The organism is Candidatus Eisenbacteria bacterium, assembly GCA_035712145.1.
Classification (GTDB): Bacteria; Eisenbacteria; RBG-16-71-46; order RBG-16-71-46; family RBG-16-71-46; genus DASTBI01.
This window is the reverse complement of record DASTBI010000076.1, coordinates 38125-63324: the sequence shown is the minus strand read 5'-3', so window position 1 is coordinate 63324 and position 25200 is coordinate 38125. Positions and strand designations below refer to the sequence as shown.

Annotated in this window: 22 protein-coding genes; 7 read left to right on the top strand and 15 right to left on the bottom strand. The window is 67.0% G+C overall.

The window, feature by feature from the left end:
* Positions 1 to 211 (top strand): hypothetical protein (locus VFQ05_04640; protein ID HET9326040.1); only part of this gene is annotated, 211 nt, incomplete at its 5' end.
* A gap of 2 nt (positions 212 to 213) precedes the next feature.
* Positions 214 to 1503, top strand: a complete 1290-nt coding sequence (locus VFQ05_04635) for a secretin N-terminal domain-containing protein (protein ID HET9326039.1) — start codon at positions 214 to 216, stop codon at positions 1501 to 1503.
* Positions 1504 to 1518: 15 nt separating this feature from the next.
* Here VFQ05_04635 and VFQ05_04630 read toward each other — a convergent pair whose 3' ends face one another.
* Complete coding sequence (locus tag VFQ05_04630; protein HET9326038.1) at positions 1519 to 1839, bottom strand: DUF5658 family protein; 321 nt, start codon at positions 1837 to 1839, stop codon at positions 1519 to 1521.
* Between the two features lie 88 nt (positions 1840 to 1927).
* On the opposite strand from VFQ05_04630, the gene VFQ05_04625 reads away from it, so the two are divergent.
* Positions 1928 to 2710: an A24 family peptidase gene (locus tag VFQ05_04625; GenBank protein ID HET9326037.1), complete on the top strand. Its 783-nt coding sequence runs from the start codon at positions 1928 to 1930 to the stop codon at positions 2708 to 2710.
* A gap of 42 nt (positions 2711 to 2752) precedes the next feature.
* On the opposite strand, the gene VFQ05_04620 is transcribed toward VFQ05_04625, so the two are convergent.
* Together VFQ05_04620 and VFQ05_04615 are read right to left on the bottom strand one after the other, a co-directional pair.
* Positions 2753 to 4978, bottom strand: coding sequence for a protein kinase (locus tag VFQ05_04620; protein HET9326036.1), 2226 nt, complete (start codon positions 4976 to 4978; stop codon positions 2753 to 2755).
* Between the two features lie 108 nt (positions 4979 to 5086).
* Complete coding sequence (locus tag VFQ05_04615; protein ID HET9326035.1) at positions 5087 to 7132, bottom strand: M3 family metallopeptidase; 2046 nt, start codon at positions 7130 to 7132, stop codon at positions 5087 to 5089.
* Between the two features lie 172 nt (positions 7133 to 7304).
* On the opposite strand from VFQ05_04615, the gene VFQ05_04610 reads away from it, so the two are divergent.
* Entirely contained in the window at positions 7305 to 8675 is a 1371-nt protein-coding gene (locus VFQ05_04610) for a hypothetical protein (protein HET9326034.1), read from the top strand.
* Positions 8676 to 8705: 30 nt separating this feature from the next.
* Here the strand turns inward: VFQ05_04610 and VFQ05_04605 are convergent, their stop codons facing one another.
* On the bottom strand, positions 8706 to 9428 hold the full coding sequence (locus VFQ05_04605) for a YebC/PmpR family DNA-binding transcriptional regulator (protein ID HET9326033.1): 723 nt from the start codon (positions 9426 to 9428) through the stop codon (positions 8706 to 8708).
* Positions 9429 to 9459: 31 nt separating this feature from the next.
* Complete coding sequence (locus tag VFQ05_04600; protein HET9326032.1) at positions 9460 to 9735, bottom strand: DUF2277 domain-containing protein; 276 nt, start codon at positions 9733 to 9735, stop codon at positions 9460 to 9462.
* 193 nt (positions 9736 to 9928) lie between these two features.
* Here VFQ05_04600 and VFQ05_04595 point away from each other — a divergent pair, with 193 nt between their 5' ends.
* Positions 9929 to 11107 (top strand): hypothetical protein, encoded by a 1179-nt coding sequence (locus tag VFQ05_04595; GenBank protein HET9326031.1) that lies wholly within the window; start codon positions 9929 to 9931, stop codon positions 11105 to 11107.
* A gap of 6 nt (positions 11108 to 11113) precedes the next feature.
* Here the strand turns inward: VFQ05_04595 and VFQ05_04590 are convergent, their stop codons facing one another.
* The 3 genes from VFQ05_04590 to VFQ05_04580 form a co-directional block, all read right to left on the bottom strand.
* Positions 11114 to 11479 (bottom strand): hypothetical protein, encoded by a 366-nt coding sequence (locus VFQ05_04590; protein HET9326030.1) that lies wholly within the window; start codon positions 11477 to 11479, stop codon positions 11114 to 11116.
* Positions 11480 to 11543: 64 nt separating this feature from the next.
* Complete coding sequence (locus VFQ05_04585) at positions 11544 to 12527, bottom strand: serine/threonine-protein kinase (GenBank protein HET9326029.1); 984 nt, start codon at positions 12525 to 12527, stop codon at positions 11544 to 11546.
* Positions 12524 to 13246, bottom strand: coding sequence for a sigma-70 family RNA polymerase sigma factor (locus tag VFQ05_04580; protein HET9326028.1), 723 nt, complete (start codon positions 13244 to 13246; stop codon positions 12524 to 12526). The genes VFQ05_04585 and VFQ05_04580 overlap by 4 nt, the downstream gene beginning before the upstream one ends.
* A 124-nt stretch (positions 13247 to 13370) precedes the next feature.
* Here VFQ05_04580 and VFQ05_04575 point away from each other — a divergent pair, with 124 nt between their 5' ends.
* Complete coding sequence (locus VFQ05_04575) at positions 13371 to 14948, top strand: peptidase S10 (GenBank protein HET9326027.1); 1578 nt, start codon at positions 13371 to 13373, stop codon at positions 14946 to 14948.
* A 27-nt stretch (positions 14949 to 14975) separates the two neighbouring features.
* Here VFQ05_04575 and VFQ05_04570 read toward each other — a convergent pair whose 3' ends face one another.
* The 5 genes from VFQ05_04570 to VFQ05_04550 form a co-directional block, all read right to left on the bottom strand.
* Positions 14976 to 15497: a rhodanese-like domain-containing protein gene (locus tag VFQ05_04570; protein HET9326026.1), complete on the bottom strand. Its 522-nt coding sequence runs from the start codon at positions 15495 to 15497 to the stop codon at positions 14976 to 14978.
* Positions 15498 to 15771: 274 nt separating this feature from the next.
* On the bottom strand, positions 15772 to 16539 hold the full coding sequence (locus VFQ05_04565) for a hypothetical protein (protein ID HET9326025.1): 768 nt from the start codon (positions 16537 to 16539) through the stop codon (positions 15772 to 15774).
* A gap of 317 nt (positions 16540 to 16856) precedes the next feature.
* On the bottom strand, positions 16857 to 17486 hold the full coding sequence (locus VFQ05_04560) for a response regulator transcription factor (GenBank protein ID HET9326024.1): 630 nt from the start codon (positions 17484 to 17486) through the stop codon (positions 16857 to 16859).
* Complete coding sequence (locus tag VFQ05_04555; GenBank protein ID HET9326023.1) at positions 17464 to 18414, bottom strand: sensor histidine kinase; 951 nt, start codon at positions 18412 to 18414, stop codon at positions 17464 to 17466. The genes VFQ05_04560 and VFQ05_04555 overlap by 23 nt, the downstream gene beginning before the upstream one ends.
* On the bottom strand, positions 18399 to 18827 hold the full coding sequence (locus VFQ05_04550; GenBank protein ID HET9326022.1) for an anti-sigma regulatory factor: 429 nt from the start codon (positions 18825 to 18827) through the stop codon (positions 18399 to 18401). Before VFQ05_04550 ends, VFQ05_04555 begins: the two co-directional genes overlap by 16 nt.
* 311 nt (positions 18828 to 19138) lie before the next feature.
* Between VFQ05_04550 and VFQ05_04545 the strand changes: the two genes are divergently transcribed.
* On the top strand, positions 19139 to 19852 hold the full coding sequence (locus VFQ05_04545) for a FlgD immunoglobulin-like domain containing protein (protein ID HET9326021.1): 714 nt from the start codon (positions 19139 to 19141) through the stop codon (positions 19850 to 19852).
* Between the two features lie 44 nt (positions 19853 to 19896).
* Here the strand turns inward: VFQ05_04545 and VFQ05_04540 are convergent, their stop codons facing one another.
* Together VFQ05_04540 and VFQ05_04535 are read right to left on the bottom strand one after the other, a co-directional pair.
* Positions 19897 to 20454: an outer membrane beta-barrel protein gene (locus VFQ05_04540; protein HET9326020.1), complete on the bottom strand. Its 558-nt coding sequence runs from the start codon at positions 20452 to 20454 to the stop codon at positions 19897 to 19899.
* Positions 20455 to 20595: 141 nt separating this feature from the next.
* Positions 20596 to 25014, bottom strand: coding sequence for an immunoglobulin-like domain-containing protein (locus VFQ05_04535; GenBank protein ID HET9326019.1), 4419 nt, complete (start codon positions 25012 to 25014; stop codon positions 20596 to 20598).
* Positions 25015 to 25200 lie beyond the last annotated feature (186 nt).

The window sequence follows — 25200 nt, the reverse complement described above, 5'->3', positions numbered from 1 at the left end:
TCCAGCCCCCATCCCCCAACCGGTCGTCACCGCGATCGTCACCGACGCTGATGCTCAGCGGGCCATCGTCGTCTATCTTGGCACCAGCTATTCCGTGAAGTCGGGCGACCTGTTCGCCCAATACCGGGTGGTGAGCATCTCCGCCGAGTCCGTCGTGCTCGACGACGGCCGGCAGCAACTCGTGCTCAGGCGACCCGCGAAAGGAGATTGAGCGTGGCCATCCGGCTTTCCACCTTCCTCGGCCTCTGCTTCCTTGCGCTTGGACTGTCCGCAGGACAGGTCCCCGCCCAGCTGCCTTCGCAGGCGCCGGCCGCGTCCCCCCCGCCCCGCCTGGTGTCGCTCGACGCCGCGGACGCGGACTTGTCGAGGGTGCTGCAGATCCTCGCCGAGCGCGGCGGCTTCAACCTCATCACCGGACCTGGCGTGGCCGCCGGACGGATCTCGGTGCGGATGAAGGACGTTCCTGTCGATCAGGCGGTGAACCTCGTGGTCCGCGCCGCCGGACTCGGATATGAGCGCATCGGCAACTCGATCCTGGTCGCTGATGCGCGTGCGCTGAAGGAAGAGACCGGACTCTCTTCCTATGTGGTGGAGCTCAAGTATGCCGACGCCAACGAGGTCATGGCGGCGCTCAAGGACCTCGTGCAGACCGTCCAGGTGGACAAGGGCGGCAACCGGCTCATCGTGGTGACGAGCCCACGGATCATCTCCGAGGTCGAGGAGATCGTGGAGGTCATGGACGTGCCGACGCGTCAGGTGATGCTGGAGGCCCGCATCGTCGAGGTCTCCACCGACAACCTGATGAGGCTCGGCATCGACTGGGACCAGCTCAACCGGCGCTCGTACACCTTCGTCGAAGGCAACTACGACAGCATCTCCGGCTCGGGGACGGGGGCAATCTCCGGCCTCAGGGTCTTCCCCAATACGCCGGGCACGCACGACATCTTCAAGCTCAACAACTTCAGCCGTATCGCCGACGTCTACCGGGTCGTGATCGATCTCGCCATCACCGACGGCAACGCTCGTGTGCTGGCCAATCCCAAGCTGACGACCTTGAACGGCAAGGAAGCCTCGATCCTCATCGGCTCACGCATCCCCTACGAAGTGACAGGGACGGCCTTCGCCGGCAACGCCGCGGCGCCGATCACCGAGATCGTGAAGGAAGAGGTCGGGATCAAGCTCCGCATCACGCCGCTCATCAATGCCGATGGCTACATCACCACCACGATCGCTCCAGAGGTCAGCACGGTGGTGGCGTTCCGCGGGGCCAACAACGACCTGCCGGTCGTCGCGACCCGCGAGGCCTCGACCACGGTTCGGCTCAAGGACGGAGCGTCGGTGATCATCGGAGGGTTGCTGAGCGAGGACAAGACGAGCACCGTCACCAAAGTTCCGGTCCTGGGCCAGATCCCTGGGATTGGCCTCCTGTTCCAGCACCACGACACCCAGTCCAGCAAGAAGGACCTCGTCATCGAGGTCACGCCTCATATCCTGCCCGAGTGATGCCGACGCTCGGGGTCAAAGGCCCAGGATCTTGGTGACGTATTCCCGGCCGGCCATCCAGCCGATCCATTGGCCGACGGCGACGGTGAGGGCGACCGTGACCAGGATGATGCCGGCGGTGGCAAGGCGGGGCGAGCCCTTGCGGTAGAGGTAAAGCTGGTAGATGAGCAGCGGGACGACGCCACCCTTGATCAGGGCGAACAGCCACCAGTGATCGTGGGCGAGCCCGGCGAGGAGCGGGTTGCCTTCGCGGTTGTGGTAGTGGTGAATGCCGAACGTCGTGGCGAGCAGGTCCGCGCAGTTGGCGATGATCGCCATGAACAGCACCATGCGCATCACGGATGAGTCCCTTGCGAAAGTATCCGGCGGCTCCGCCTCGATCTTCGCAGAGGGATCACGCGGTTTCAACGCCAGGGATGACTTGATGGAACCGTCGGGCTGGTTCTGGGCGGCATTCATGGGCGTCATCGGTCTCGTGATGGGAAGCGCCGTCACCGCGATTTCCTATCGGATTCCGCGAAGCGTCTCCTGGATTCAGGGTCGTTCGGGCTGTCCTTCCTGCAAAGCCCCGCTCCGAGTCCTGGACCTCATCCCGGTTCTGTCATTCGCATTCGCGCGCGGTCGCTGCCGGCATTGCGGCGCGCGAATCGGCTGGCGCTACCCGCTGACCGAGATCGTGTGCGCGGCCTGGACCCTCCTGCTCTATCGGCAACTCGGGCTCACCGCCACACTCCCGCTGCTCGCCCTCTGGGGCTACCTGCTCGTGGCTTTGTTCTGGATCGACTTGGACTTCCAGCTCCTGCCCGACGTGCTGACCTTCCCTGGAACGTTGCTCGGTGTGGCCGCGGCACTGACCGTCCCCGGTGGCGCGAGGGAAGCCCTGCTCGGCGTCGCTTTGGGCAGCGGCCTGCTCTGGCTGGTCGCCTGGGGTTACCTCAAGGTCCGCAAGATCGAGGGGATGGGCGGAGGCGACATCAAGCTGGCCGCCATGTTCGGCGCGGTCCTCGGCTGGGAGCGGACGCTCCTCACCCTGTTCCTCGCGGCACTCATGGGCAGCTTGTGGGGAGGCTGGCTGATCTTCAGGCGATCCGGCGGCGGCCAGACGGCGTTGCCCTTCGGAACCCTGCTCGCCCCCGCCGCGATGATGACTTTCCTGTGGGGCGAGAGCTGGATCCGCGGCTACGTTGGGCTGTTCGTCTCGAGGTGACGGGGTCGGCCAAGCCGGCCGAATCCGGGAATCCGGATCCCATCAAGGGCTGGACGCCGACGCGGGATACAGCTTTTCGAACTCGGGATCGCCGTGGAGCAGCGAGAGGTCGGCATCCCGCCGGGCCCAGTCGGCCTCGCGGAAACCGGCTTGCCACGCCTTGCGGATCGTGTCGAGCGCCTCGGCCTTCTTCTGCATGAGGCAGAAGACGCACGCCAGGTTGTAGAGCACGGTGGCTTCGTTGGGGCGCAGGGCCAGGGCCAGATTGGCCTCCCGCATCGCGTCCTCGAGGCGCCCCAGCTCCGCGTAGCTGCCCGCGAGCAGGACCCGGGCGCGGGCGTCCTCGGGCACGGGCTTGAGATGCTTCTCGAGTGAGAGGACGTATCGCTGGCCCAGGTTGCGCCGGGCATCGACCTTGCCCAAGGCTCCGAGCGCGTTCATGACCGGAACGTAGACGTTGTAGTCGTCGCCGCTCGCGGCCAGCGCATCCTCCGACATGTCGATCAGGTCCTGGAACCGTCCTGCGGCGAACATCGCGCGACCGAGAAGGTAGTACGCGCCCTCGCAATCCCGCTTGCGACCGATCGCCTGGTAGGCGGTTCGGATGGCGTCCTCGTACTGGTTGCCGGCGTAGAGCACCCAGGCATTCGCGATCTGCACCTCGGGCAGGTCCGGATGAAGCGCGACCGCGCGCTGGGAGGCCGCCATGGCCCGGCCGATCCAGGTGGCGTCGCGCTGGAAGTTGTAGTGGTACTCGGCGCACACCTTGGCGATCGCCGCGTGGGCCAGCGCGAACTGAGGATCCATGGCCACCGCGCTCTCGAACATCTGGAGCGCGAACTCGAGGTCCTGGCGAGTGAGACGTCGCGCGTAGCTCTTGCCGCGCAGGTAGAGGTCGTAGGCCTGCAGGTTGTCGGTCGGCTTGCTGGCCAGCGCCGCCTGCTCCTGAGGAGTGAGCGTGACGCGCAGCGCTTCGGCGATCTTGCGCGCGATCTCGTCCTGGACCTCGAACACGTCCTGCATCTCACGGTCGAACCGCTCGGACCAGAGCTGGAAGTTGGTCTGCGTATCGACCAGCTGGGCGGTGATGCGCAGCCGGCTGCCGGCGCGCCGCAGGCTGCCGCCGAGTGCGAATGCCGCACTCAGCTGCTGGCCGATCTGGGCCGGCGTGACGGCCTTGTCCCGATAACCCAGAACGGTCGCGCGCGAGAAGATGTTCAAGCCCTTGATCTTCGACAGCTCGGTGATGATGTCCTCGGTGATGCCGTCGCGCAGGTATTCGTCTTCCTTCACGCCGCTCAGGTTCTCGAAGTAGAGCACGGCGACCGACTTCTCCTTGGCCCGCGTCGCGCCCGGCCGCGAGTCGCCGGCATCGGCGGTGCGCTTGCGGCCCGAGTCGAGATCACGCTTGAGCCGGATGAGGTCGGTCTTCAGGTCGGTGGCGCTCTGGTAGCGGAGCTGGCGGTCCTTCTCCAGCGCCTTCCCGAGTATGCGGTTCAGCTCTTGAGGCAGCTTGGCGTCCACGTCGGTGATCGGCGGCGGCTCGCGGTTGAGAATGGCGTCGTAGATCACCGCCGACGTGTCACCCGGGAACGGCAGCGTGCCGGTCGCCATCTGGTAGAGCACGGTCCCGAGCGAGAACAGGTCGCTGCGAGCGTCGGCGAGCTGACCGCGCGCCTGCTCGGGCGACATGTAGGAGACGGTGCCCACCGTCGTCCCCGGCATGGTGAGCTCGTCTCGGGCCACCACCAGGGTGTCGATCTGCGAGACGCGCGGTCCTCCGCCCAGGCCCGGCTCCACCTTGGCCAGCCCGAAGTCGAGGATCTTCACCTGCCCGCGGTCGTTGACGAAGATGTTCGCGGGCTTGATGTCGCGGTGCACGATCCCCTTGGCGTGTGCGGACTCGAGCGCATCGGCGATCTGGATGCCGATGTCGAGCAGGCTCGGGACGTCGAAGGGTCTTTGCATTCGCTGCAGAAGCGTGCGGCCTTCCAGCAGCTCCATGACGATGAAGTGCTGCCCTTCGTGCTGCTCGATGGCGTAGACGGTGCAGATGTTGGAGTGATTGAGCGCCGAAGCGGCGCGGGCCTCGCGCTGGAAGCGCTCGAGCGTCGAGACGTCCCGCTCCATGTCGGCGGGCAGGAACTTGAGCGCGACCTTCCGGCCGAGGCGCGTGTCCTCGGCTTCGAATACCACGCCCATGCCCCCGCTGCCGAGCTTCCGTGCGATGGCGTAATGCGAAACCGTACGACCGACGAGGGCTTCCACTGTCAGAGAGGCCTTTGTTTGGATAGGTTTGGAAGGGGGCCAGGGGTCGCCCGAGCGCCCACGCGGTGAGGCGGGGGCGCTCAGATTACCAGTCTCGCGGGACCGCAGCTAGGGCGTGACCGCCAGCAGACCTCGGCGCTCGAGCAGCGGATCGACCGACGGCTCGCGTCCGCGGAACCGGCGATAGAGCTCCATGGCTTCCTCGCTCCCGCCCTTCTCGAGAATGTTGGTGCGGAACGAGCGCGCCGTCGCCGGGTCGAAGATGCCGCGCTCGCGAAACGCCTGGAAGGCGTCCGCGTCGAGCACCTCGCTCCACAGATAGCTGTAGTAGCCGGCTGAATACCCGCCCGAGAAGATGTGCTGGAAGTACGAGGTCCGATAGCGCGGCACGATCTCCTGCGGCATGGCGATCGCCTGGAGTGTCGCCTGCTCGAAGGCATCCGCCTCGCGCGGCTTTGCGTCCAGCGTGTGCCACTTGAGGTCGAGCAGCGACGCCGCCGCGTATTCCACCGTCGCGAACCCCTGGTTGAACTTGCGGGCGCTCTTCATCCGCGTGACCAGGGAGTCCGGGATCACCTCGCCGGTCTTCCAGTGGCGCGCGTACATCTTGAGCACCTCGGGCTCGGTGGCCCAGTTCTCCATGATCTGCGACGGCATCTCCACGAAATCGCGCGGCACACCGCCCTGGCTCCGGTAGCGGACCTGCGACAGCATGGAGTGGAGCGCGTGACCGAACTCGTGGAACAGGGTCTCGGTCTCTTCCAGCGAGAGCAGCGCGGGCGCGTCGCCGGCGGGTCGCGAGATGTTGCACACGTTGGTGACGATCGGCCTCACGGGCGCGTCCGGCCGCATCCACGTGTCGCGGAAGCGCGACGCCCAGGCGCCGCTTCGCTTCCCGGGGCGGGGATGGTCATCGGTGTAGAACACCGCCAGATGCGAGCCGTCGGCGTCCTTCATCTCCCAGGCCTTGACCTCGGGATGGTAGACGGGGATGTCCTTCCTCTGCGTGAAGGTGACCCCGTAGAGCTTGTTCGCGGTCCAGAACGCGCCTTCGCGCACCTGGTCGAGCGGGAAGTAGGGGCGCACCGCGGCTTCGTCGATCTGGTATTTCCGCTGGCGCACCTTCTCCGCGTAGTAGGCCCAGTCCCAGGGCTCGATCTTCGGGTCGCCGCCGCTCGCCTTGGCTTCCGCGCTCATCGCGTCGCGCTCGCGCGCCGCCACCTGCTTGGCCGGCGCCCACACGCGGTCGAGCAGCTGCTGCACGCGCTCCGGCGTCTTCGCCATGTTCTCGTCGAGAACGAAATGAGCATGCGTCTTGTAGCCCAGGAGCTGCGCGCGCTCGGCCCGGAGCGCGGCCATGCGGCTCGCGATCCCCCGGTTGTCGTTCTTGCCGGCCTGCCCCGCCTTGTTCGTGTAGGCCATGAACATCTGCTTCCGAAGCTCACGGCGGTCGGCGTACTGCATGAAAGGGCCGTAGCTCGGGGCATGGAGTGTGAACACCCACTTTCCGTCGAGCTTCGCGTCCTTGGCCGCGCTGGCCGCCGACGCGATCACGCGTTCGGGCAAACCCGCGAGATCTTCGCGCTTCTCGATCACCAGCTTGAACTGGTTGGTCTCGTCGAGCAGGTGGTCGCCGAACTGGACCGAGGCGCTCGCCAGCTCGGCGTTGATCTCGCGCAGGCGCTTCTTCCCCGCCTCGTCCAGGCGCGCGCCGCCGCGGACGAAGGTCTTCCAGGTGTCTTCGAGGAGCTTGGCCTGATCCGCCGCCAGCGAGAGCTTCGACCTCGAGTCCCAAACCGTCTTCACCCGCGCGAACAGGACGGGATCGAGCACGATGTCATCGCGGTGCGAGGCCATCTTGGGCGCGATCTCCTTGGCGATGGCCTGGAGCGCCGGGTTGGTCTCGGCCGAGGAGAGATTGTTGAACACCGAGTTCACGCGCTGGAGCAGGACGCCGGCGCGGTCATAGGCCTCGATCGTGTTGGCGAACGTCGCCGGCGAGGAGTCCTTCGCGATCGCCGCGATCTCCTGGTCGTGCTTCGCCATCGCCTCGGTGAAGGCCGGCATGAAGTGCTCCGGCTTGATGTCCGCGAACGGTGGAACGCCGAAGGGGGTCTTCCACTCGGTGAGCAGAGGATTGGTCGCAGAAGTCATCTCGGCCGCCCGGGCGACGACCGGGGTCGCAAGAAAGGCAAGCAGCAAGCAGCTTCGCAGGAACATGGGCAGCCACCTGGGTTCGAGGGGGTCACGAGCATGTCGGGCCTCGCATCTTACCTGAATTCCTCCTCGGTTCCGGCCGATAACGGTCCGACGAAGGGAGGGTCCCATGTTGCGAAGACTCGCGCCGGCCTTGCTGGCGCTTCCGCTCGTTCTCGCCTGCGCCGGTCCCACCAAGCTCGCCAGGAAGAGCGAGGAAAAGCTCGCCGGCGGCGACGCCTGGCGAGCCTGGCAGCTCGCCACCAAGGCGCTCGACCGTGAGCCCGGCAACCCTCGCGCGCGGCAAGCCGCCCATGCCGCGGGAACGATGATCGTTCAGGAGTGGCGGCAGAAGATCCACGGCCTCACCTCGATCGACACGCTGACCGCGGCGGAGCAGATCCTCGAGCTCGCCGACTTCCGCGCCGGCGCGGTGCGTTACGCCGTGCTTCCCGCCGGCGACCAGGCGTCCGTCGAGGAGGAGCAGGTATTGCGCCTCGCTGCCGCGCGCATCCATTACCAGCGCGGACTCGCCGCCCGGGACTCACGCCGGCCCAAGGCCGCGTACCTCCACTTCGCCGACGTCGAGCGCTACGTCACCGGTTACCGCGATGCGGCGAAGCTCGCCGACCTGGCATGGGCCAAGGCGCTCACCCGGGTCGCCATCATGCCGTTCGAGACATCGCGCGACCTGGCCATCGGACATGAAGCGGCGGACGCCTGGCGCGACGCGCTCTCCCAGGACCTTGGTTCCGAGGCGCGATTCACTCGCGTGCTCGGCGCCGACGCCGTCGAGCAGTCGATGAGCGTTTCCCAGCTGCGCCGGCTGTCGCGGGAGGACGCGCTGCGCATCGGCCGCAAGGCCGGCGCGCAGCGGATCGTGTGGGGCGCGGTGGGCGGCGTGAAGTCGCAGACCCGCCTCCACCTCTTCCACGAGACCGTCGCGCGACGCATCTCGGTCCGTGACGCCGAAGGCAACACCACCACGCGCTGGGTCGACGTGCCCATCGAAGTCGTGGCGCGCACCCGCGAGGTGACGGTCGGCGTGGAATACGAGGTGATCTCGACCGTCGACGGCGCGACGCTATCGCACCGGAGCTATGACCGCTCGACGCTTGCGCGCGTGGTGTGGACCTCGTACACGCCGGAAGGCAGCCTCGACGCCTACGCGCTGGTCTCCGACGCGCTGCGCCAGTCGAATCCGGATCGCGCGCGCGACATCGAGACCCGCTGGAAGTCGACCTGCGGGGAAGGCACGACGCTCCAGCAGGTGCTGCAGGCGCGGCGCTCCACCAGCACGTCGGGCCGCTATCAGCGCGGAACGCTCGCGCGCTTCATGGTGGGTGCGGCCTTCGTGTTCCTGGAGGACCTGCCCCCGACCGGGGATCTCGCGCTCGTGGCCACGGCCAATGCCTGGCACCCACTGCGCGACGATCTCGCCCGACTCGACCGCGTCGATGACGTGGACCTGGGCGTTGCGGTGGCGGGAGACGGACGCTGAAGAAACCTGGGGTGGGGCCGCGCCGCGGTCCTACCCCAGGTTGTGGAAGACCCTCTGGACGTCTTCATCCTGCTCCAGAAGGTCGACCAGCTTGAGCACCTCGGTCGCCTTGTCATCCGGCAGCACCATGGGGTTCTGCGGAATGAACTCGGACTCGGCCGAGACCGGGGTGATGCCCCGGTCCTCGAGCGCCTTCTGCAGGTGTCCGAACTCCGCGAACGAGCAGCGGATCACCAGCTGAGGCTCTCCCTTCTCTCCCGCGCTCTCTCCCATCTCCTCGAGCCCGTGGTCGATCAGCTCGAGCTCGAGCGCTTCAGGCTGGATGCCCGAGGGGTTCAGCCGGAACACCCCCATCCGCCGGAACTGGAAGCCCACGCTGCCGGTGGCGCCCATGTTGCCGCCCACCTTGTTGAAGCACGCACGCACGTTCGCCACGGTCCGCGTCGGATTGTCCGTGGCGGTCTCGACCAGCATCGCCACGCCGTGCGGCGCGTAACCTTCGTAGAGGATCTCTTCGTAGCTGGCTCCGCCCTGGCCGGAGGCGCGCTTGATCGCAGCCTCGACCTTGTCCTTGGGCATGTTGATCGCGCGGGCGTTCTGGATGATGCGGCGCAGCGCCGGATTGTTCTCGGGACTCGGTCCGCCGGCTTTGACCGCGATCGTGATTTCCTTGCCGATGCGCGCGAACGCCTTGGACATCTTGTCCCAGCGCGCGAACATCGTCGCCTTGCGAGTTTCGAAGATGCGTCCCATCGCCGCTCCCGGTTTCGAGAATCAGGACACTCTACACGCGTGGGCCAAAACGGCGCAGGCTGCGCTCCTTGGCCAGCGCGGCTTCGGTCTCACGATCCCGCGGGGGCGATGTCGTGACCAGGGAGTCGATCAGGCGCCGAGCCACCGCGGCGACGTCCACGACCGCGCGATCGAAGGCCTCCTGATTCGCCCGCGAAGGCTTGGTGAAGCCGCTGATCTTGCGGACGAACTGGAGTGAGGCGGCGTTCACTTCCTCGTCGCTGGCGACGGGCTCGAAGTTGAATAGGGTCTTGATGTTCCTGCACATGGAGTCCTCACGATTTGGGCTGCCGGAGTCGCGGACGGCCCCGTTCAGCCCCGTAGATTAGCCCGGCTCGAGCCGGGAGCCCGCGCTTTTTTCCAGGTCCCATACGCGGGCTAAGGTGGCCCCATCGTGATGCCGACAACCCTCCCGGCGGTGCCTCGGCGTTCGAGGCGCCCACCCAGGGAGGGGATTCGCCATGGCTCGTGGTCGCCGCGTCGCGTGGGCGACGGCGCTCGTACTGCTCTCGCCATTGCCGGCTCTTGCCGCCGATCTCGAGTGGCACGGATTGCTCGATCTGATGGTGGCCGAGCACAGCGACGCCTTCGAATACAACACGCTGACCCGTGGCGACAATCCCTTCGATCCTTATCGCCTGCGGCTGTTCATGGATGCCCAGATGGACGACCACGTCCAGGTCCTCGGGCAGGTCGTGTACGACGATGCGTCCGGCATCTACGTCGATGGGGCGTACATCATCTACACGCCGTGGCTGGAGCGGGATCTCAGGCTCATCGCCGGCAAGCAACCCTGGCCGGTGGGAACCTGGGCGCCGCGCACTTACTCGAACAAGAACCCGCTGGTCAGCGCTCCATTGATGTACCAGTACCACACCACCACGCTCTGGTACGCCGTTCCGCCCACCGCGGACGCGCTGCTCGCCACGGCAGGTCGTGGACAGCTCGGTGTCGACTACTTCGGCTCTCCCATGGGCATCGGCATGCCGGTCATCGACGACTCCTTCTGGGACGTGGGCATCACGCTCACCGGCAGCCAGCGGCCGTTCGAATACGCGCTGGGGGTCGTGGCCGGCGCGCCCAGCTGGGGGAGCACGGTGAAAGACGACAATTCCGGCAAGTCCGTGCTCGGACGCATCGGCTTCACGCCGTCGCCGGCGGTTCGTTTCGGAGTCTCCGCGTCCTACGGGCCGTATCTCCACGAGAGCGTGAATCCCGACATGCCTCCCGGAAAGACGGTCAACGACTACGCGCAACAGCTCTTCATGGCCGACCTCGAGGTGCAGGTGGCCCACGTCGAGCTGCGCGCGGAGGCCATGCGCAACACGTGGGAGACGCCGACCGTGGGCGATCTCGACGTCGAGGGCGGCTATGCGGAGCTCAAGTACTCGATGTCTTCGGGGATCTACCTCGCCGGTCGGTGGGACATCCAGCAGTTCGGCAAGATCACGAATTCTTCCGGCGCCGAGCACACCTGGGACTGGGACGTCACACGGATCGAAGCGGGCGTCGGCTATCGCATCGCGCGCGATGCCACGGCCAAGGTCATCTACCAGTGGACGGAGCAGGACAACGACAACCCCGGCGCCGAGGATCCTCGGTTCTCGATCGTCGGCGCGCAGCTCTCGATCGGATTCTGATCCCGGTCAGCCGGCCCGAGCGGGCGCCGGGGCGCGACCGAAGCGCTGCGTGGCGTACCCCACGATGAGGCCGACCAGCGCTCCAGGCAGCATGATCTCGAAATAGTAGTGCTTGCCGCTCGCATCCGGCATCGCCGCCACCGCCCAGGCGAGCAGCAACCCGACCAGCAAACCGAACACGATCCCCCACGCCAGCGAGCTCACCTTGCGGGCGAAGAAGCCGATCGCCACGCCGGCCACCAGTCCCTTGACGGTGGACCCGATCACGATGCCCAGCAGCTGCGAGCGCACCGCGGGCGTGAACCACGCGGTGAGCCCGTCCAGGACTCCGAGAGCGCCTCCCAGCACCACGCCAAGCAGCACCTTGTTCATGATGTCCTCCCGTTCTCCGGGCCTCTCGCCCGGCTCCTCCTCTTGTGCGCGAGTCCCGTTTCCTTTAGCCGCGGATCAGCAGCAGCGCCCGCACCGCCACGTAGGCCAGCACCAGTCCGATCGCCACCCGATAGCGGCGTACGAAGCGCGCAGTGAGCTCGAATGGCCCCTCGCGATGCGCCAGCACCCGGGCGTCGTCGAGGAAGCGGCGAACCTCCTCTGCCAGCTCGCTGACTCGTGGATAACGCTGCTCCGGATCCTCGGCCATGGCCCGCTCGCACACCGCCGCCATCGCGCTCGATCGGGGCGCTGTGCCGGACCCCGGCGGTTGCCCCGTGAGAAGGAACCACAGCGTCGCGCCGAGACCGTAGACGTCGGTGCGCTCGTCGATGCGGCCGGCCTCGCCTCGCGCCTGCTCGGGCGCCATGTAGGCGGGCGTCCCGAGGACCGTGCCGGCCACGGTGTCGCGCACCGCAGGTGGTCCGGGAAGAGTGGGAGCAGGCGTCCCTCGGTGCGAGCTTCGCGCTTCGCTCGCCCACTTGGCCACGCCCCAGTCGAGGATCAGAACCTCGCCGAACTCCCCGACCATGACGTTCTCGGGCTTGATGTCGCGGTGGAGGATCCCCGCGGCGTGGGCGAAGGCCACCGCTTCGCACAGCTTGAGGAACAGGCGAGCCCGCTCGGCCAGCGGCGTCGCCGGACTCACATGGCGATCGAGCCGCTCTCCTCGCACGCGCTTCATGGCGTAGAACACGCGGCCGTCCGGCAGTCGGCCGAGATCGTGGATCGGCACGATGCCGGGATGCTCGAGCCGCGCCAGCGTGCGCGCTTCGCGGAACATCCGCTCCACGCCTTCCTCGCTCAGCCCCTCGATGTTGAGCACCTTGATGGCCACCGGGCGCTCGAGCAGCAGATCCTCGGCCAGGTACACGGTGCCCATGCCGCCCTTCCCCAGCGGCTCCTGAATGCGGTAGCGGCTGCCTTCGAGATCCGGGGCCTCGATCGCCTGGCGCAGCCGCTCGATGCCGCGGTCGTGGAGGCGCGTCATGGCGTCTCGCGTCCCAGCAAACGACGCGCTTCGCTGCGGAACTCCGCTTCGTCGACCGTCAGCTCGCGCAGCCGGTCGAGCACGAGGCCGCGAAAGACTCGTCGCGTCCAATGGAGATGGTTGGTGATCTGGGTGACCGGAAGGTCGAGCTCGCGAGCCAGATCGGCATAGGACGGCGCTTGTCCCTGCGGGTGATCCTCGATGTCGTAGCGCATGAAGACGCGCAGGTGCGCGGTCTTGTCCTCGGCCTCGCAGCGCGCCCGCAGGGCGGCGATGGCGTCTTCGAAGAGTGACCGCACCCACTCCCGCTCGAACAACGCCTCAGGGTCCAGACCGCTCGCGCTCCGATCCGCGAGGCCGGCTTCGGCGCCTTCGAAGTCGAGCGAGAGCAGCGGCTCTCCGCCCCCGCGCTTCGCGCGGCTTTCCGCCTGGCGGTGATTCGACACGTGGCCGTCGAGGCAGACGCGAAGCCAGGTGCGAAAGCGCGCGCGCGCCGGATCGTAGCGTTCGAGGAAACCCTTCTCGTAAGCGGCGGCGAAGAAGCCCTGGACCAGGTCGCGAGCGTCCTCGGGCGGGCGCTTCCAGTGCCAGCGCACGTAGGCGTACGCCGGCTTCCAATACACGGCGACGATGGCTCCGTAGGCGCGCCGTCGCTCACCGTCGTCGTCGCTCCGCGCGGCGAGCAGGACCGATCGCCGGGTGGTGGGAAAGCCACTCATGGCCGGCGATTCTAGCGGACCGGCATGACCCCGCGCAGATGCCGTATGATGCCGCGCTCATTCGTCGAAGCTCCCAACCCTGCGAAGCACTTGGCCGCATGCCGCGCCGTGCGAAGGAGCCAGGATGCCCGAGAAGACCGAGAAGAAGTCCGTCACCACGACGACCGAGCATCCCAAGGCTCCTCCACCGCAGCCCGTCGACCACATCGTGGTCACCCATCACCGGGCCACCATCGGCGGGCGGATGATCGCGTACACGGTGACGACGGGGACGCTGGTCCTCAAGGAGGAGTCCGAGAAGAAGGGCGAGCAGGAAGGCGAGGCCGAGGGCGAAAAGCCCAAGGCGCAGGTGTTCTTCATCGCCTACACGCTGCGCGACGGCGGCGACCCGGCGCGCCGGCCCGTCACCTTCTCCTTCAACGGCGGCCCCGGCTCCGCCTCGGTCTGGCTCCACCTCGGCGTCCTCGGCCCGAAGCGCGTCGACCTCGGCGAGATCGGCGAGCTGCCGCCGCCGCCCTTCCGTCTGATCGACAACGACTCTTCGCTGCTCGATGAGACCGACCTGGTGTTCATCGATCCGGTCACGACCGGCTACAGCCGGGCGGTGGTCGGCGAGAAGAACAAGGATTTCCTGGCCTTCAAGAAGGACATCGAGTCCGTCGGCGATTTCATCCGGCTCTACACCACGCGTTACCGGCGCTGGCTCTCACCCAAGTTCCTGATCGGCGAGAGCTACGGATCGACGCGTGCCGCGGGGCTGTCCGGGTATCTCCAGGAACGCCACGGGCTCTATTTGAACGGCATCATGCTGGTGTCGTGCGTGCTCGACTTCCAGACGCTCGACTTCCAGCCGATGAACGACCTCCCCTACGTGCTGTTCCTGCCCAGCTACACCGCGACCGCCTGGTACCACCGCCGGCTCTCCGCCGACCTTCAGAAGGACCTCCAGGCCACGCTGCGAAAGGCCGAGGCGTTCGCGCGCGACGAGTACGCGCCGGCGCTCATGAGGAACGACACCTTGTCGGCCCGCGAGCGGTCGGCGGTGGTCGCCAAGCTGGCCCGCTTCACGGGGTTGTCCGCCGAATACATCGAGCGCACGAATCTGCGCGTCGAGATCCACCGGTTCACCAAGGAGCTGCTGCGCGACCAGAGGCGCACGGTCGGACGTCTCGACAGCCGCATCACCGGGGTGGATCGCGACGCGGCCGGCGATGCGATCGCGTCCGATCCCAGCGCCAACAACATCATCGGGCCCTATACCGCGACCTTCAACGACTACGTTCGCGGCGAGCTGCGCTTCGAGAGCGACCTGCCTTACGAGATCCTCAACTTCAAGACCAACGAGGCGTGGCGATTCCAGGAGCACGAGAACCGTTTCGTCGAAGTGGCCGAGACGCTGAGGCGATCGATCTCCATGAACCCGCACCTCAAGGTGTTCGTGGCCAATGGCTACTACGATCTCGCGACGCCCTACTTCGCCACCGAGTACACGTTCAACCGCCTCGGCCTCGAGCCGAGCTTGCGCGGCAACGTGACGCAAGGCTTCTACGAGGCGGGGCACATGATGTACATCCACCGGCCGTCGCTGGTGCAGATGAAGCGGGACTTGTCGCGATTCCTCGAGGGTGCGCTCGCGCCCGGGAAAGGCTCACGGACACGTCGCGCTCCTCGTGAACGGAGCACGGGACGCAGGCGGCGGTAGAGCCGGCTGCGCCTTGTTCGCGGCCGGCTAGTGGTCCGGCAGAGACTTCGTGCTCTCGAACTCGATCTTCGAGTCCTTCAAGGGAATCGTCGGCCCGAGCTCGTAGACGTTCCGGTAACCGTAGGTGTAGAGCGCGATGTACGTCGACAGATTGAGCGACGCGCTCGGCAGCTTCGACGGAAACGGGCCCTCGGCATCAGTGAAGTTGTTGTTGCAGTAGATGAGGAACCGCGTGCTGGGTTCGGGAAAGAGCTGGCGGAGCCGCTCGATCGTGATGTCCGGGAAGCTCAGGTGAACGGCTCCCTTGACGTGAAGCTGCTCGAACTTCTCGCGGCTTCGCGCATCGAGCACCACGGTTCCAGGCTCACGGCTCATGCGGATGAACTCCGCTTCGGAGATGCGTCGGCTCTCTCGATGGCGGGCGGCTTCCGCCGAGATCCGCAGATGCGCTTCCATGTCGATGGACGGATTGGCGGGACGTTCGGGTGGCCGAGCTGGAGAAGAAGCGACCGCGAGGAGCAGGGAGAGCAGCAGCGTGCCGGCGTACATGGGGCCTCCGAGGTGGGGTCTCAGGAGCGATGCTCAATTGTCCCGCCGCGGAGGGTTGGAGCGGTCAAGCCCAAGCCAACTCTCGCTCTTCGGGCCCGCCGTCCCCGGGGGGCATGCGGAATGCCCGGATACACCCGCGGCCGTCGTGACGGATCCCAATCCTGGGCCAGCAGGCTCCCGACTCCCCTGCTCGCTTTTCAGACGGGGATCCGCGACGTCGGCCGCGGAGTCCTCCAGGCGCTGGAGAGCCTTTGCTCGCCGCGCCTCTTCTCACTCACCAGAGACGCATGCTGTAACCGAGCGTGTGCTCGGGGCACAGAACCCGGCCTTCAGCGTCGCTCACTCTCATGCTGATCCAGGGACGCCGGCCGACCGCGACCGTCACGCTCTGCCGCTCGACCGGGATCCTGGCGCCCGCCGGGATCACCACCATGTCTTTGCCATCCATGACGGCTGAAGCGTTCGTCTGATCGCCGTTCCGCAGCATGAGCCTCATCGACGTCGAACGCTCGAAAGTCACGTTTCCCCACACATCGACCTTCGTGCCCTGGCTGTCGTGGCTCTCTTCGCACTGACACGACACGTCCAGCGTCGCGTGGGTCTGCAGCGGGCGAGTGAATGTCAGTGCGTGCTGCCCGCAGGCGCCCGCGTAGTGCTCGAGCCACGGCGGCTGCCGCTTGGGCTCCGTCGTCACGACCCAGAGATCCCGCCTCTCGGGATCCACGCGGTCTAACGACTGGCCGGGAATCGGCAGACGAAAGCCGGGCGGGACCACGGTCGCCGTTCCCCACTGGTCGGCCGGGTCTTCCTTGCCGTGCTCGTGACGCCGAAACACGAATTCCATTCTCAGCTCGGGAAGATGAGACCAACCCATGATGTCGATGCCCTGACGGCGATGCAGCGGCCCGCTCCGGTCTCTGGCGATGATCTCCGAGCGCACCGAGAACTGGAGCGGGACGTACATTCGGACCGTGGAATGCGCCACCGTCCCCATTCCCGTGCTGGAGTCGACGAAGGCGCTGAAGCTCGGCTTGCGACGCATGCTGTTTCCCAGCGGCCCAATGAGTCGAACGTGGGGGAAGGGCGTTCGTCAGTCGAACGTGGGGGAAGGCTTTCGTGCAATCACCAGAACATGTCCGGTCATCGCCATTCGGCCCTCCCCACGTTCCTCTCGCGCGCACTCGCTCGGGTCGGACGGCCGCGAGGCACAAAGCCTGCGGATCTTCGTCTCTTCCTCCTCGAGGGGAAGTTCTTCACGGACCTCCCACCGGTGCGGGCCAAGCCTCTCGGCTCGCCACCTCCAAAGTAGGATTGGAGACCCCTGCCGAACATCGGGTGAAGACCTGAGCAGGAAGAGTGTCAGGCCCTGATCAAGCCCTGGCGGATCGCGTACCGCACCAGGCCGGCGGTCTCGTGCACACCGAGCTTGCGCATGATGTTGGTGCGGTGGGTTCCCGCGGTCTTGACGCTGATCCCGAGCGTATTGGCCACTTCTTTGGTGGTCTGCCCCTCCGAGATCAGCTGGAGGACCTCGCGCTCTCGATCGGTGAGATGGTTGGCGACCGGCGCGACTCCGGCGGCGAGCGCCTCCACCACCTCGCTCGAAAGCCGCGGGCTCAGATAAGTCCGCCCTGCGGCGACGGCCTGGACGGCGTTCAGCAGCTCCGAACCGGCTTCGCTCTTGAGGACGAAGCCGAGCGCGCCGAGACGCCGGCCTTCCATCACGTAGGCGTCGTCGTCGTGAATCGTGAGCAAGACCGCCCTGAGATGCGGCGACTCGCGCCGGATGGCGCGCAACGCATCGAGCCCATTGAGCTCGGGCATGCCGATGTCGAGCACCGCGACGTCGGGCTGGGTCGTGCGCGCGAGCTCGACGGCCTCCCGCCCATTTTCCGCCTCCGCCACCACCGACAAGCCGTGACATTCCAGAAGCGCACGGAGCCCTTCCCGCACGACAGGATGATCGTCAGCCAGCAATACGCGCAGCATGGTCTTCAATCCTCAAAGGGAGATGCATGATCAGCACGGTGCCTTCACCTGGAGCCGAACGGATGTCCAGAGACCCGCCCAACGGCTCGAGTCGCTCCCGGATTCCGCGCAGCCCGAGCCCCGCACCCTCCGTTCGTCCGGAGAGGTTTCGCGGCTCGAATCCACATCCGTCGTCGGCGACGGTCAGCGCGAGCTGATCCGGTGCCAGCGACGCACTCAGCATCACGGTTCTCGCCCGCGCGTGTCGCGCGGCGTTGTTGAGCGCCTCCTGAGCCACGCGGAAGAGCGCGGTCTCGATCTCGTGCGGAAACCGCGTGTCGAGTTCGCCCTCGACACGCACCAGCAGGCCATAACGCGCGGAGATTCCTTTGGCCAGAAACGCCAGCGCCGGCCACAGACCCAGATCGTCGAGCATGCTGGGCCGCATCTCGTGAGCGATGCGCCGCAACTCCCACTCCGCCTTCCGGAGCTGGTCGTGCACGCGCTCCAGCGGGCGACAGGCCGGCGGTCCGAGCTCGTCAGCGACGTCGCGCAGCGTCAAATGCGCGGCGACGAGCATCTGGCCGGCTTCGTCGTGGAGCTCGCGCGCCAGGCGGCGGTTCTCGGCTTCCCGGACCTCGTCCAGCCGGCGCAGCGCGGCGTTCGCCTCGCGAGCTCCTCGATGCGCCATCTCGAACGGTGAAAAACATTCGAGCAGGAACGGCTCGGCGCGGCCAATGACCTCCCGTCCATTTCCGAGCTGGGCCGAGAACGCCAATTCCGCGAGTGCGGTGTGGAGGACCGCGGTCAAGTCGAGGATGCCGAGGCCGCGTCCGAGCGCATCCCGCCCCAGCTCGTAGGCCTCATGAAGGGAGGACTCCCCGGCGCCCTCCAGGTAAGCGCGCAGGGCCGTGACACAGCGGGATTCGAGGTCTAGGGACGTTTCCACTTCACCACTCGAATCTCGGTCCCATTTTCACCCGCCGAGACCACTTGGAACTCATCCATCAGGCGCTGCACGCCGGGCAGACCCAGGCCGGGGCGGCCGGACGTGGAGTAGCCGTCTTCCAGTGCCCGTCGAACACTCTCGATTCCGGGTCCGCGGTCCCGTGCAATGATCTCGAGTCCTTCCTTGCCGGTCCGCTCCACCGGATGCAGCTCGATCTCGCCCTCGCTGGCATAGAGCAGGATGTTGCGGGCCAGCTCGGAGATGGCAGTGACCACGAACGTCGCGCCTCCCTTGGTGAAGCCCAGGCCGAGCGCGAGAGCTCGGCCGCGCTGCCGAGCCGAGACGATGGAGCGATCGCCGTCGATGTGCACGCGCACACCTCCGTTCGCGTGCAGATCGGTCGCGGCTCTCATGGCTGGTCTCCTGCGTCGGGCTCAGGACATGCGTGATCATGCCTGGAGTTGCCGGGCAATCCCGTGGGTTTGGAGAGATTTCGCGGCGACGAGGCGCGTTGGCCGCCGGCGATGTGGGACCCACGATTTCGGCCACCCTGTGGGGATGCGAAGGGCAGAATACGCACTCTGCACGGGCATTGTCGAGGTCTGAAACAGGCCGGGTTTCGCGCCCCCCCTCTCCCGCCCGGCGGCTGGCCGAGCCGCCAACTTCCTTGAACGAGCCCCCCGCCCGATGGAGACTTCCAGTGCACCGGGCTAAGGAGCACCTCGTGAGGCCTTTGCGCTTCGTACCATGGGGCATTGCCGCCCTCTCACTGCTCGCGTCCTGTGGGGCGGAGGACGACCCCGTCAGCCCTGCGCCGGGCCGCCACACCATGCGCGGCCACGTGACCCTGACGGGCTACCGGGTCAACGCGCAGGGGACCTTCGCGGGCACCCAGGTGGTCCGCGACGCGGACGGCATCCCGGTCGACCTCCTGAGCGGGTCCACCGTGGTTGCGCAGGCCATGACCACGGACGGGGCCTATTCCTTTTCGGGGCTCCTCCCCGGCGCCTATCAGACCCGCACCACGCTCATCCCGTCGGTCAGCGACCTCAGCGCCGTGCTCACGGTGGTTTCCTCCGACCTCCACGTGGGCGACACGCTCCGGCTCGTCTCATACGGAGATCTGCTGCCGATCCCCAATCCCGTCGAGACGGCGACCACCATCTATTTCGAAATTCCCGAATCCTTGAATGTCTCCCTGCAGGTCCTGACTCTGGCGGCAGACACGGTGCAGACCCTGCTGGCGGCCAAGCGGCCTCCCGGCATCAATCAGGTGCGGTGGGATGGTCTCGATCGATTCGGGAATGACGTGCCCGCAGGCAACTACTGGGTGACCTTCGCGGCGGGTCTGGACCAGCGCGCGCAGCTCCTCTTCAAAGTCGACCCCCCGGTTCCCCTGGCACGAGTGCTCGAGGGGATCTCGACCGCGAAACGCTGAGAGCCCGGCCTTGGTAGGGCCGGGCCCTCACGGTCGAGCGGCGCTCAGGAGCCGAGCTTGTAGCCGAACCCGGCCCGGAGCGAGAACTGTCCCACGTCGCTGACGATGCCGTACCACAGCTCGCCGTTGAAGTCCCAGCGCGGATTCATCGGCATGTTGATGCCGCCGCCGATGTCGAGGCCGAGCTTGGTCTCCGAATCGTCGAAGCTCTGCTCGGGGAAGCCCGGCATCGCCGGAATCGTGACCTCGGCGTGCAGCAGGTGGAGCGCCAGCCCGGCGCCGGCGAATGGCCGCAGTGAAGGATGCGCCACCTCGAAGTAGTACTTGGTGCGCGCGCCAATCGCGATGTCGCGAATCGAGACTTCGGTCCCGAACGCTTCCTCGGACGTCGACCAGAAGTCGATGCGCGACTCGAGGCCGAGATTGGGGACGATGGTGCCGTGGTCCGCGAAGACACCGATGCTGAACGTGCCGTCGAGGTCCTCGGGGCTGACGTATCCGGCCGCCACGCCGACGCTCTTCATTCCGAGATCGGACTGAGCGAAGGCACTCCCGGTCCCGAGAGTGGCGATGAGCAACGTGAACAGCAGCGCGCGCCTCATGAACCCTCCTTGGTTTCGGAGCGAGGGCGGTCGCGCCACGGCCGCCCTCCGACCTCCGAGTGAGGGGTTATCGGCGGGGGACTCCTGCCGCTTCACCCCTCGGGTCTCGTCCCCCGAGACCTTTCCCTGCCCGGCGCCGTCCTAGCGGACCAGCACCAGGGACTGCTGCTTCACGAACCGCTGGCCCGATGCGGACATGGCGGTCATGCGTACGAAGTAGACGCCGGAGCTCGGAGACGGGCCCTTGCCCGGCCAGCGGACGGCGTGTGAGCCCGCGGCCACGTCATCGTCCAGAGGGCGGCCCACTTCTCGTCCCGCCGCGTCGTAGACCGTCACGGTCACGCGGCTCCGCTCGCCGAGGCTGAAGCGCAGCATGGTCGAGAAGCGGAACGGGTTCGGCATGGCCGGCGCCAGCGCGAGGCTGGGCCGCTCGCCGGACCGATCCGCTCCGGGATCGGCCATCAGTGAAGCGCGGTTGGCGTTGGCGTTGGTCACGATCTGAATCGACCCGCCGCCGAGTGCGGTGGACGGTCCGCTCGAATCCGCCGCGCCGAACTGGTTGTCGTAGACGATGACTCCATCCGCGAGCTTCCAGATCTTGATGCGGAACTTGTCGACTGCCTTGTCGTTCAGGACCTGGCCGTCCAGGGCGGTGAGCAGGAACCCGTAATCGGCCGTGCCGTTGACGGAGCCCCATCCCTTGAACTGCGCCTTGGAGCCGGCCACCACCAGCCACTCGTAGCCGTGGCTATGGAAGTTGAGGTTGCCGGCCTTGAACTGGAACTCGGTCTCACCGGACGGAGTGGTCTGGCCCTTCTTGTACTTGGAGACGAAGCCGAAGTTGGCTTTGCCGACCATCGTGGTGTCCGGCCGATAGGCGCCGGCCGGAGACTGGATCCAGCCGCCGCCGGTCACGAAGCCGGCGGTCGGGTCATAGACCACCACCATCGCGGTGAGGCCGGCGACTTCGGTCGCCGTTCCGGATCCACCGCATTGATCCATGACGATCAGGGTGACCGCGTAGACGCCCGCGTTCGGGAACGCGTAGGTCAGGCTGGCCGAGCCGGCGGATTCGTCCACCACCCCGGGGAGCGTCTTGCCGTCGAGCACCCACTGCGCGGCATGAGTGTCGCCGGCGTTGTCCGTGAACGTTCCGTTGAAGCTCACCGGGCTCCCGACCGGGAACACCGATCCGCTCGCCGGGGAGCTGATGGTGACGACCGGCGCCGGGTTCACGACTTGGACGTCGAAGCTGCACGTGGCGGTGTTGCCCGCGGCATCCGTGGCCGTCACGGTCACCGACGTCGCGCTTCCCATGGCGAACGACGAGCCGGATGCCGGAGTCGCGGTGAAGGTTGCTCCGGGACAGTTGTCGTTCACGGTGATCGCGTAGCGAACGACGGCCGCGCACTGACCGGGATCGACCACCTGCACGATGTTGGACGGGCAGGTGATCGTGGGCGCGGTCTCGTCCACGACGAGCACCGATTGCGTGCCCGTGGCCACGTTTCCGCTGGGATCGGCGACCTTGTAGGTGATCGTGGTGGTCCCAACCGGGAACAGGCCGCCGTCGGGAACGCCGATCCGCTCGACCGAGAGCGCGCCGGCACAGGCGTCGATCGCGCTGGCTTCGCCGAGGCTGGCAAGCGGCACGACCGCTCCGCACACCGTCGCCGAAGTGCCGGTCGACGCGCGGATGGCCGCGGGGACGCTGAGCGTGGGCGCCGTGGTGTCCAGCACGTTCACCGTTCGGCTCATGCTCGACGAGTTGCCGTGGCCGTCGCTGACGCTGTAGCTGAGCGTGTAGGTCCCGACGGTGTTGACGTCCACGGATCCCGAAATCTGAATGGCGCTCGAAAGGTCGCCGGCACAGAGATCGCTGGCCGTGGCGCCGGGGTCGGTGAAGCTCGCATGGCACTCGACGGTCACCGGGCTGGTCCCGTTCAGAGCCAGGACCGGGTCGGTGGTGTCGACGACGTTCACCGTGCGGCTCACGCTCGACGAGTTGAACCCGTCGCTCACCTGATAGACCAGCGCGTAGCGGCCCGGCGTGTTCACGTCCACGAGACCGGCAACCTGAATAACGTTCGAGAGGTCGCCGGCGCAGAGATCGCTCGCCGTGGCGCCGGGATCGCTGAAGGTGGCGTGGCACTCGACCGTCACCTCGGTCGCCCCGATCAGCGTGAGGATCGGGTCGATCGTGTCCACCACGTTCACCGTGCGGCTGAGAGCCGCCGAGTTGCCGTGCCCGTCGTTGACGCTGTAGATGAGCGTGTAGGCGCCCGGGGTGTTCACATCGACCAGACCGGAGACCTGGATCGCGCCCGACAGATCGCCCGCGCAGAGGTCGCTGGCCGTGGCGCCGGCATCGCTGAAGCTCGTATGGCACTCGACCGTCACCGGGCTCGTCCCGTTCAGCGCCAGGACCGGGTCGGTGGTGTCGTCCACGTGCACGGTACGGCTGATGCTCGACGTGTTGAATCCGTCGCTCACCTGATAGATCAGCGTGTACGTGCCCGGGGTGTTGACGTCCACGGAGCCGGAAACCTGGATCGCGCCCGAAAGATCGCCCGCGCAGAGATCGCTGGCGGTGGCGCCAGGGTCAGTGAAGCTCGTGTGGCACTCGACGGTGATCGGGCTCGCCCCGTTCAGGGCCAGGATGGGGTCGGTGGTGTCGACCACGTTCACGGTGCGGCCGATGCTCGACGTGTTGATTCCGTCGCTCACCTGGTAGGTCAGCGTGTAGGTGCCCGGGGTGTTCACATCGACCAGACCGGAGACCTGGATCGCGGCTGACAGATCGCCCGCGCAGAGATCGGTCGCGGTGGCGCCAGGGTCGGTGAAGCTCGTGTGGCACTCGACCGTCATGGCGCTTTCACCGTGGAGGACCATGACCGGCGCGGTGGTGTCGACCACGTTCACGGTGCGGCTGACATTCGCGGAGTTGCCGTGGGCATCGGTGACGCTGTAGACCACCGCATAGCTGCCCGGCGTGTTCACATCCACCGAGCCGGCGGCCTGGATCGCGGCTGAAAGGTCGCCCGCGCAGAGATCGGCCGCGGTGGCGCCGGCATCGGTGAAGCTCGTGTGGCATTCCACCGTCATGGCGCTTTCACCGTGGAGGGCCATGACCGGCGCGGTGGTGTCGACCACGTTCACGGTGCGGCTGATGTTCGCGGCGTTGCCGTGGGCATCGGTGACGCTGTAGACCACCGTGTAGCTGCCCGGCGTGTTCACGTCGGCCGAGCCGGAGACCTGGATGGCCGAGGAGAGATCACCGTCGACGATGTCGGTGGCCAGAGCACCCGGGTCATTGAAGCTGGTGTGACACTCGACCGTGACCGGAGTCCCGCCGTTCAGTGCCATCACAGGCGCGGTGGTGTCGACCACGTTCACCGTGCGGGTGGCGTTCGCCGAGTTGCCGTTCCCGTCGTTGGCCGTATAGGTCAGCGTGTACGAGCCCGGCTGGCTGGTATTGACCGCGCCCGAAACCGATACCGGCAGCGCGCCCGCGCAGTTGTCGGTGGCATTCGCGCCCGGCTCGGCATAGGCCGCTCCCGCCTCGAGGACCACCGGATTGGCTCCGAGCAGCGCGACCGACGGCGGTGTCTGGTCGACCACGCTGACGCTCGTGGACGTCGAGGCTTCGTTGCCCAGCGCGTCCTTCACGGTGAAGGTGACGACCGTCGTGCCCAAGCCGACCATCGTGCCGGCGCCGGGGTTCTGCGTCACGATGAGCGAGCCGGACGGCGTGCAGTTGTCGGACCGCACGACTGTCGACCTCAGATCGGGGATCACCGCCTGGCAGCTCGGTCCGACCGCGATCGTGCTCGTGGCCGGCGCGCTCGCCGTAGGGGCCTGAGTGTCCACGGTCAGCGATCCAGCGCCCTCCGCGAAGTCCATTGCGCTGTTGGAGGCGCGTACGGTGAACGAGACCTCCCCTTTGAGCGTCGCGCTCGTCGACGTCAGCGTGAGCGTGGAGCCGTTCGTGTTCTGGCCCGGCGGAAACGGCAGCGAGCCCGGTGAGAACGAGGCCGTGACCCCGGCGGGAAGGCCGCTCGGCACCGTCAGGGCGGCGTTGAAGTTGCCGCTCGATCCCGGACCGGTGCCGCGCTGGACGGTCACCGAATAGGTGACGGTCGAGCCAGGACAGAGCTGCGACGTCGACGGAGAGCCGACGCTGACCGAACCCACCTTGGGTCCGTCGGTGAAGACCGTCTGGGCGGTCCATCCCGAGGTCTGACCCGTCGCCACGAGCGTGAACGTGACACCCATGTCGCGCTCGACGGGCGAGAACTCCTCGTTGGTGAAGGATCCCGATGAGTCCGCGACGGCGGTCAGCATCCGAACGTCCGGGTTTTCCGGCGTCTCGAACAGGATCATCATCACGGTCTCGCCGGGAAGCCAGCCGCTGCCCGAGATGTGGACGATCTCGCCGGGGACGTAGTCCTCCTTGTCGGTGGAGACCGTTGGAGTCTGGGCCAGTGAAGGCGTCGCGAAGGAGACGAACAGCGCCGTCGCGAGAGCCAGCTGCAGCGAGAGACGAGAGGAGCGTGGCATGGATGTCGTGCTCCCGGAGCGCGCGCCCGGGTCATGCCCAGACAGCGTAGATGCCACCCCGATGGGATGAATGTCGGTCTGCGTGGGGACGACGTCCATTCACCCCCGGTGTCGCCGCGATGCAAGCGCAACCGGCATGCCACGCCGCGAACGTTCTCCTGGGGAAACGCATCCGAAGCGGCACCG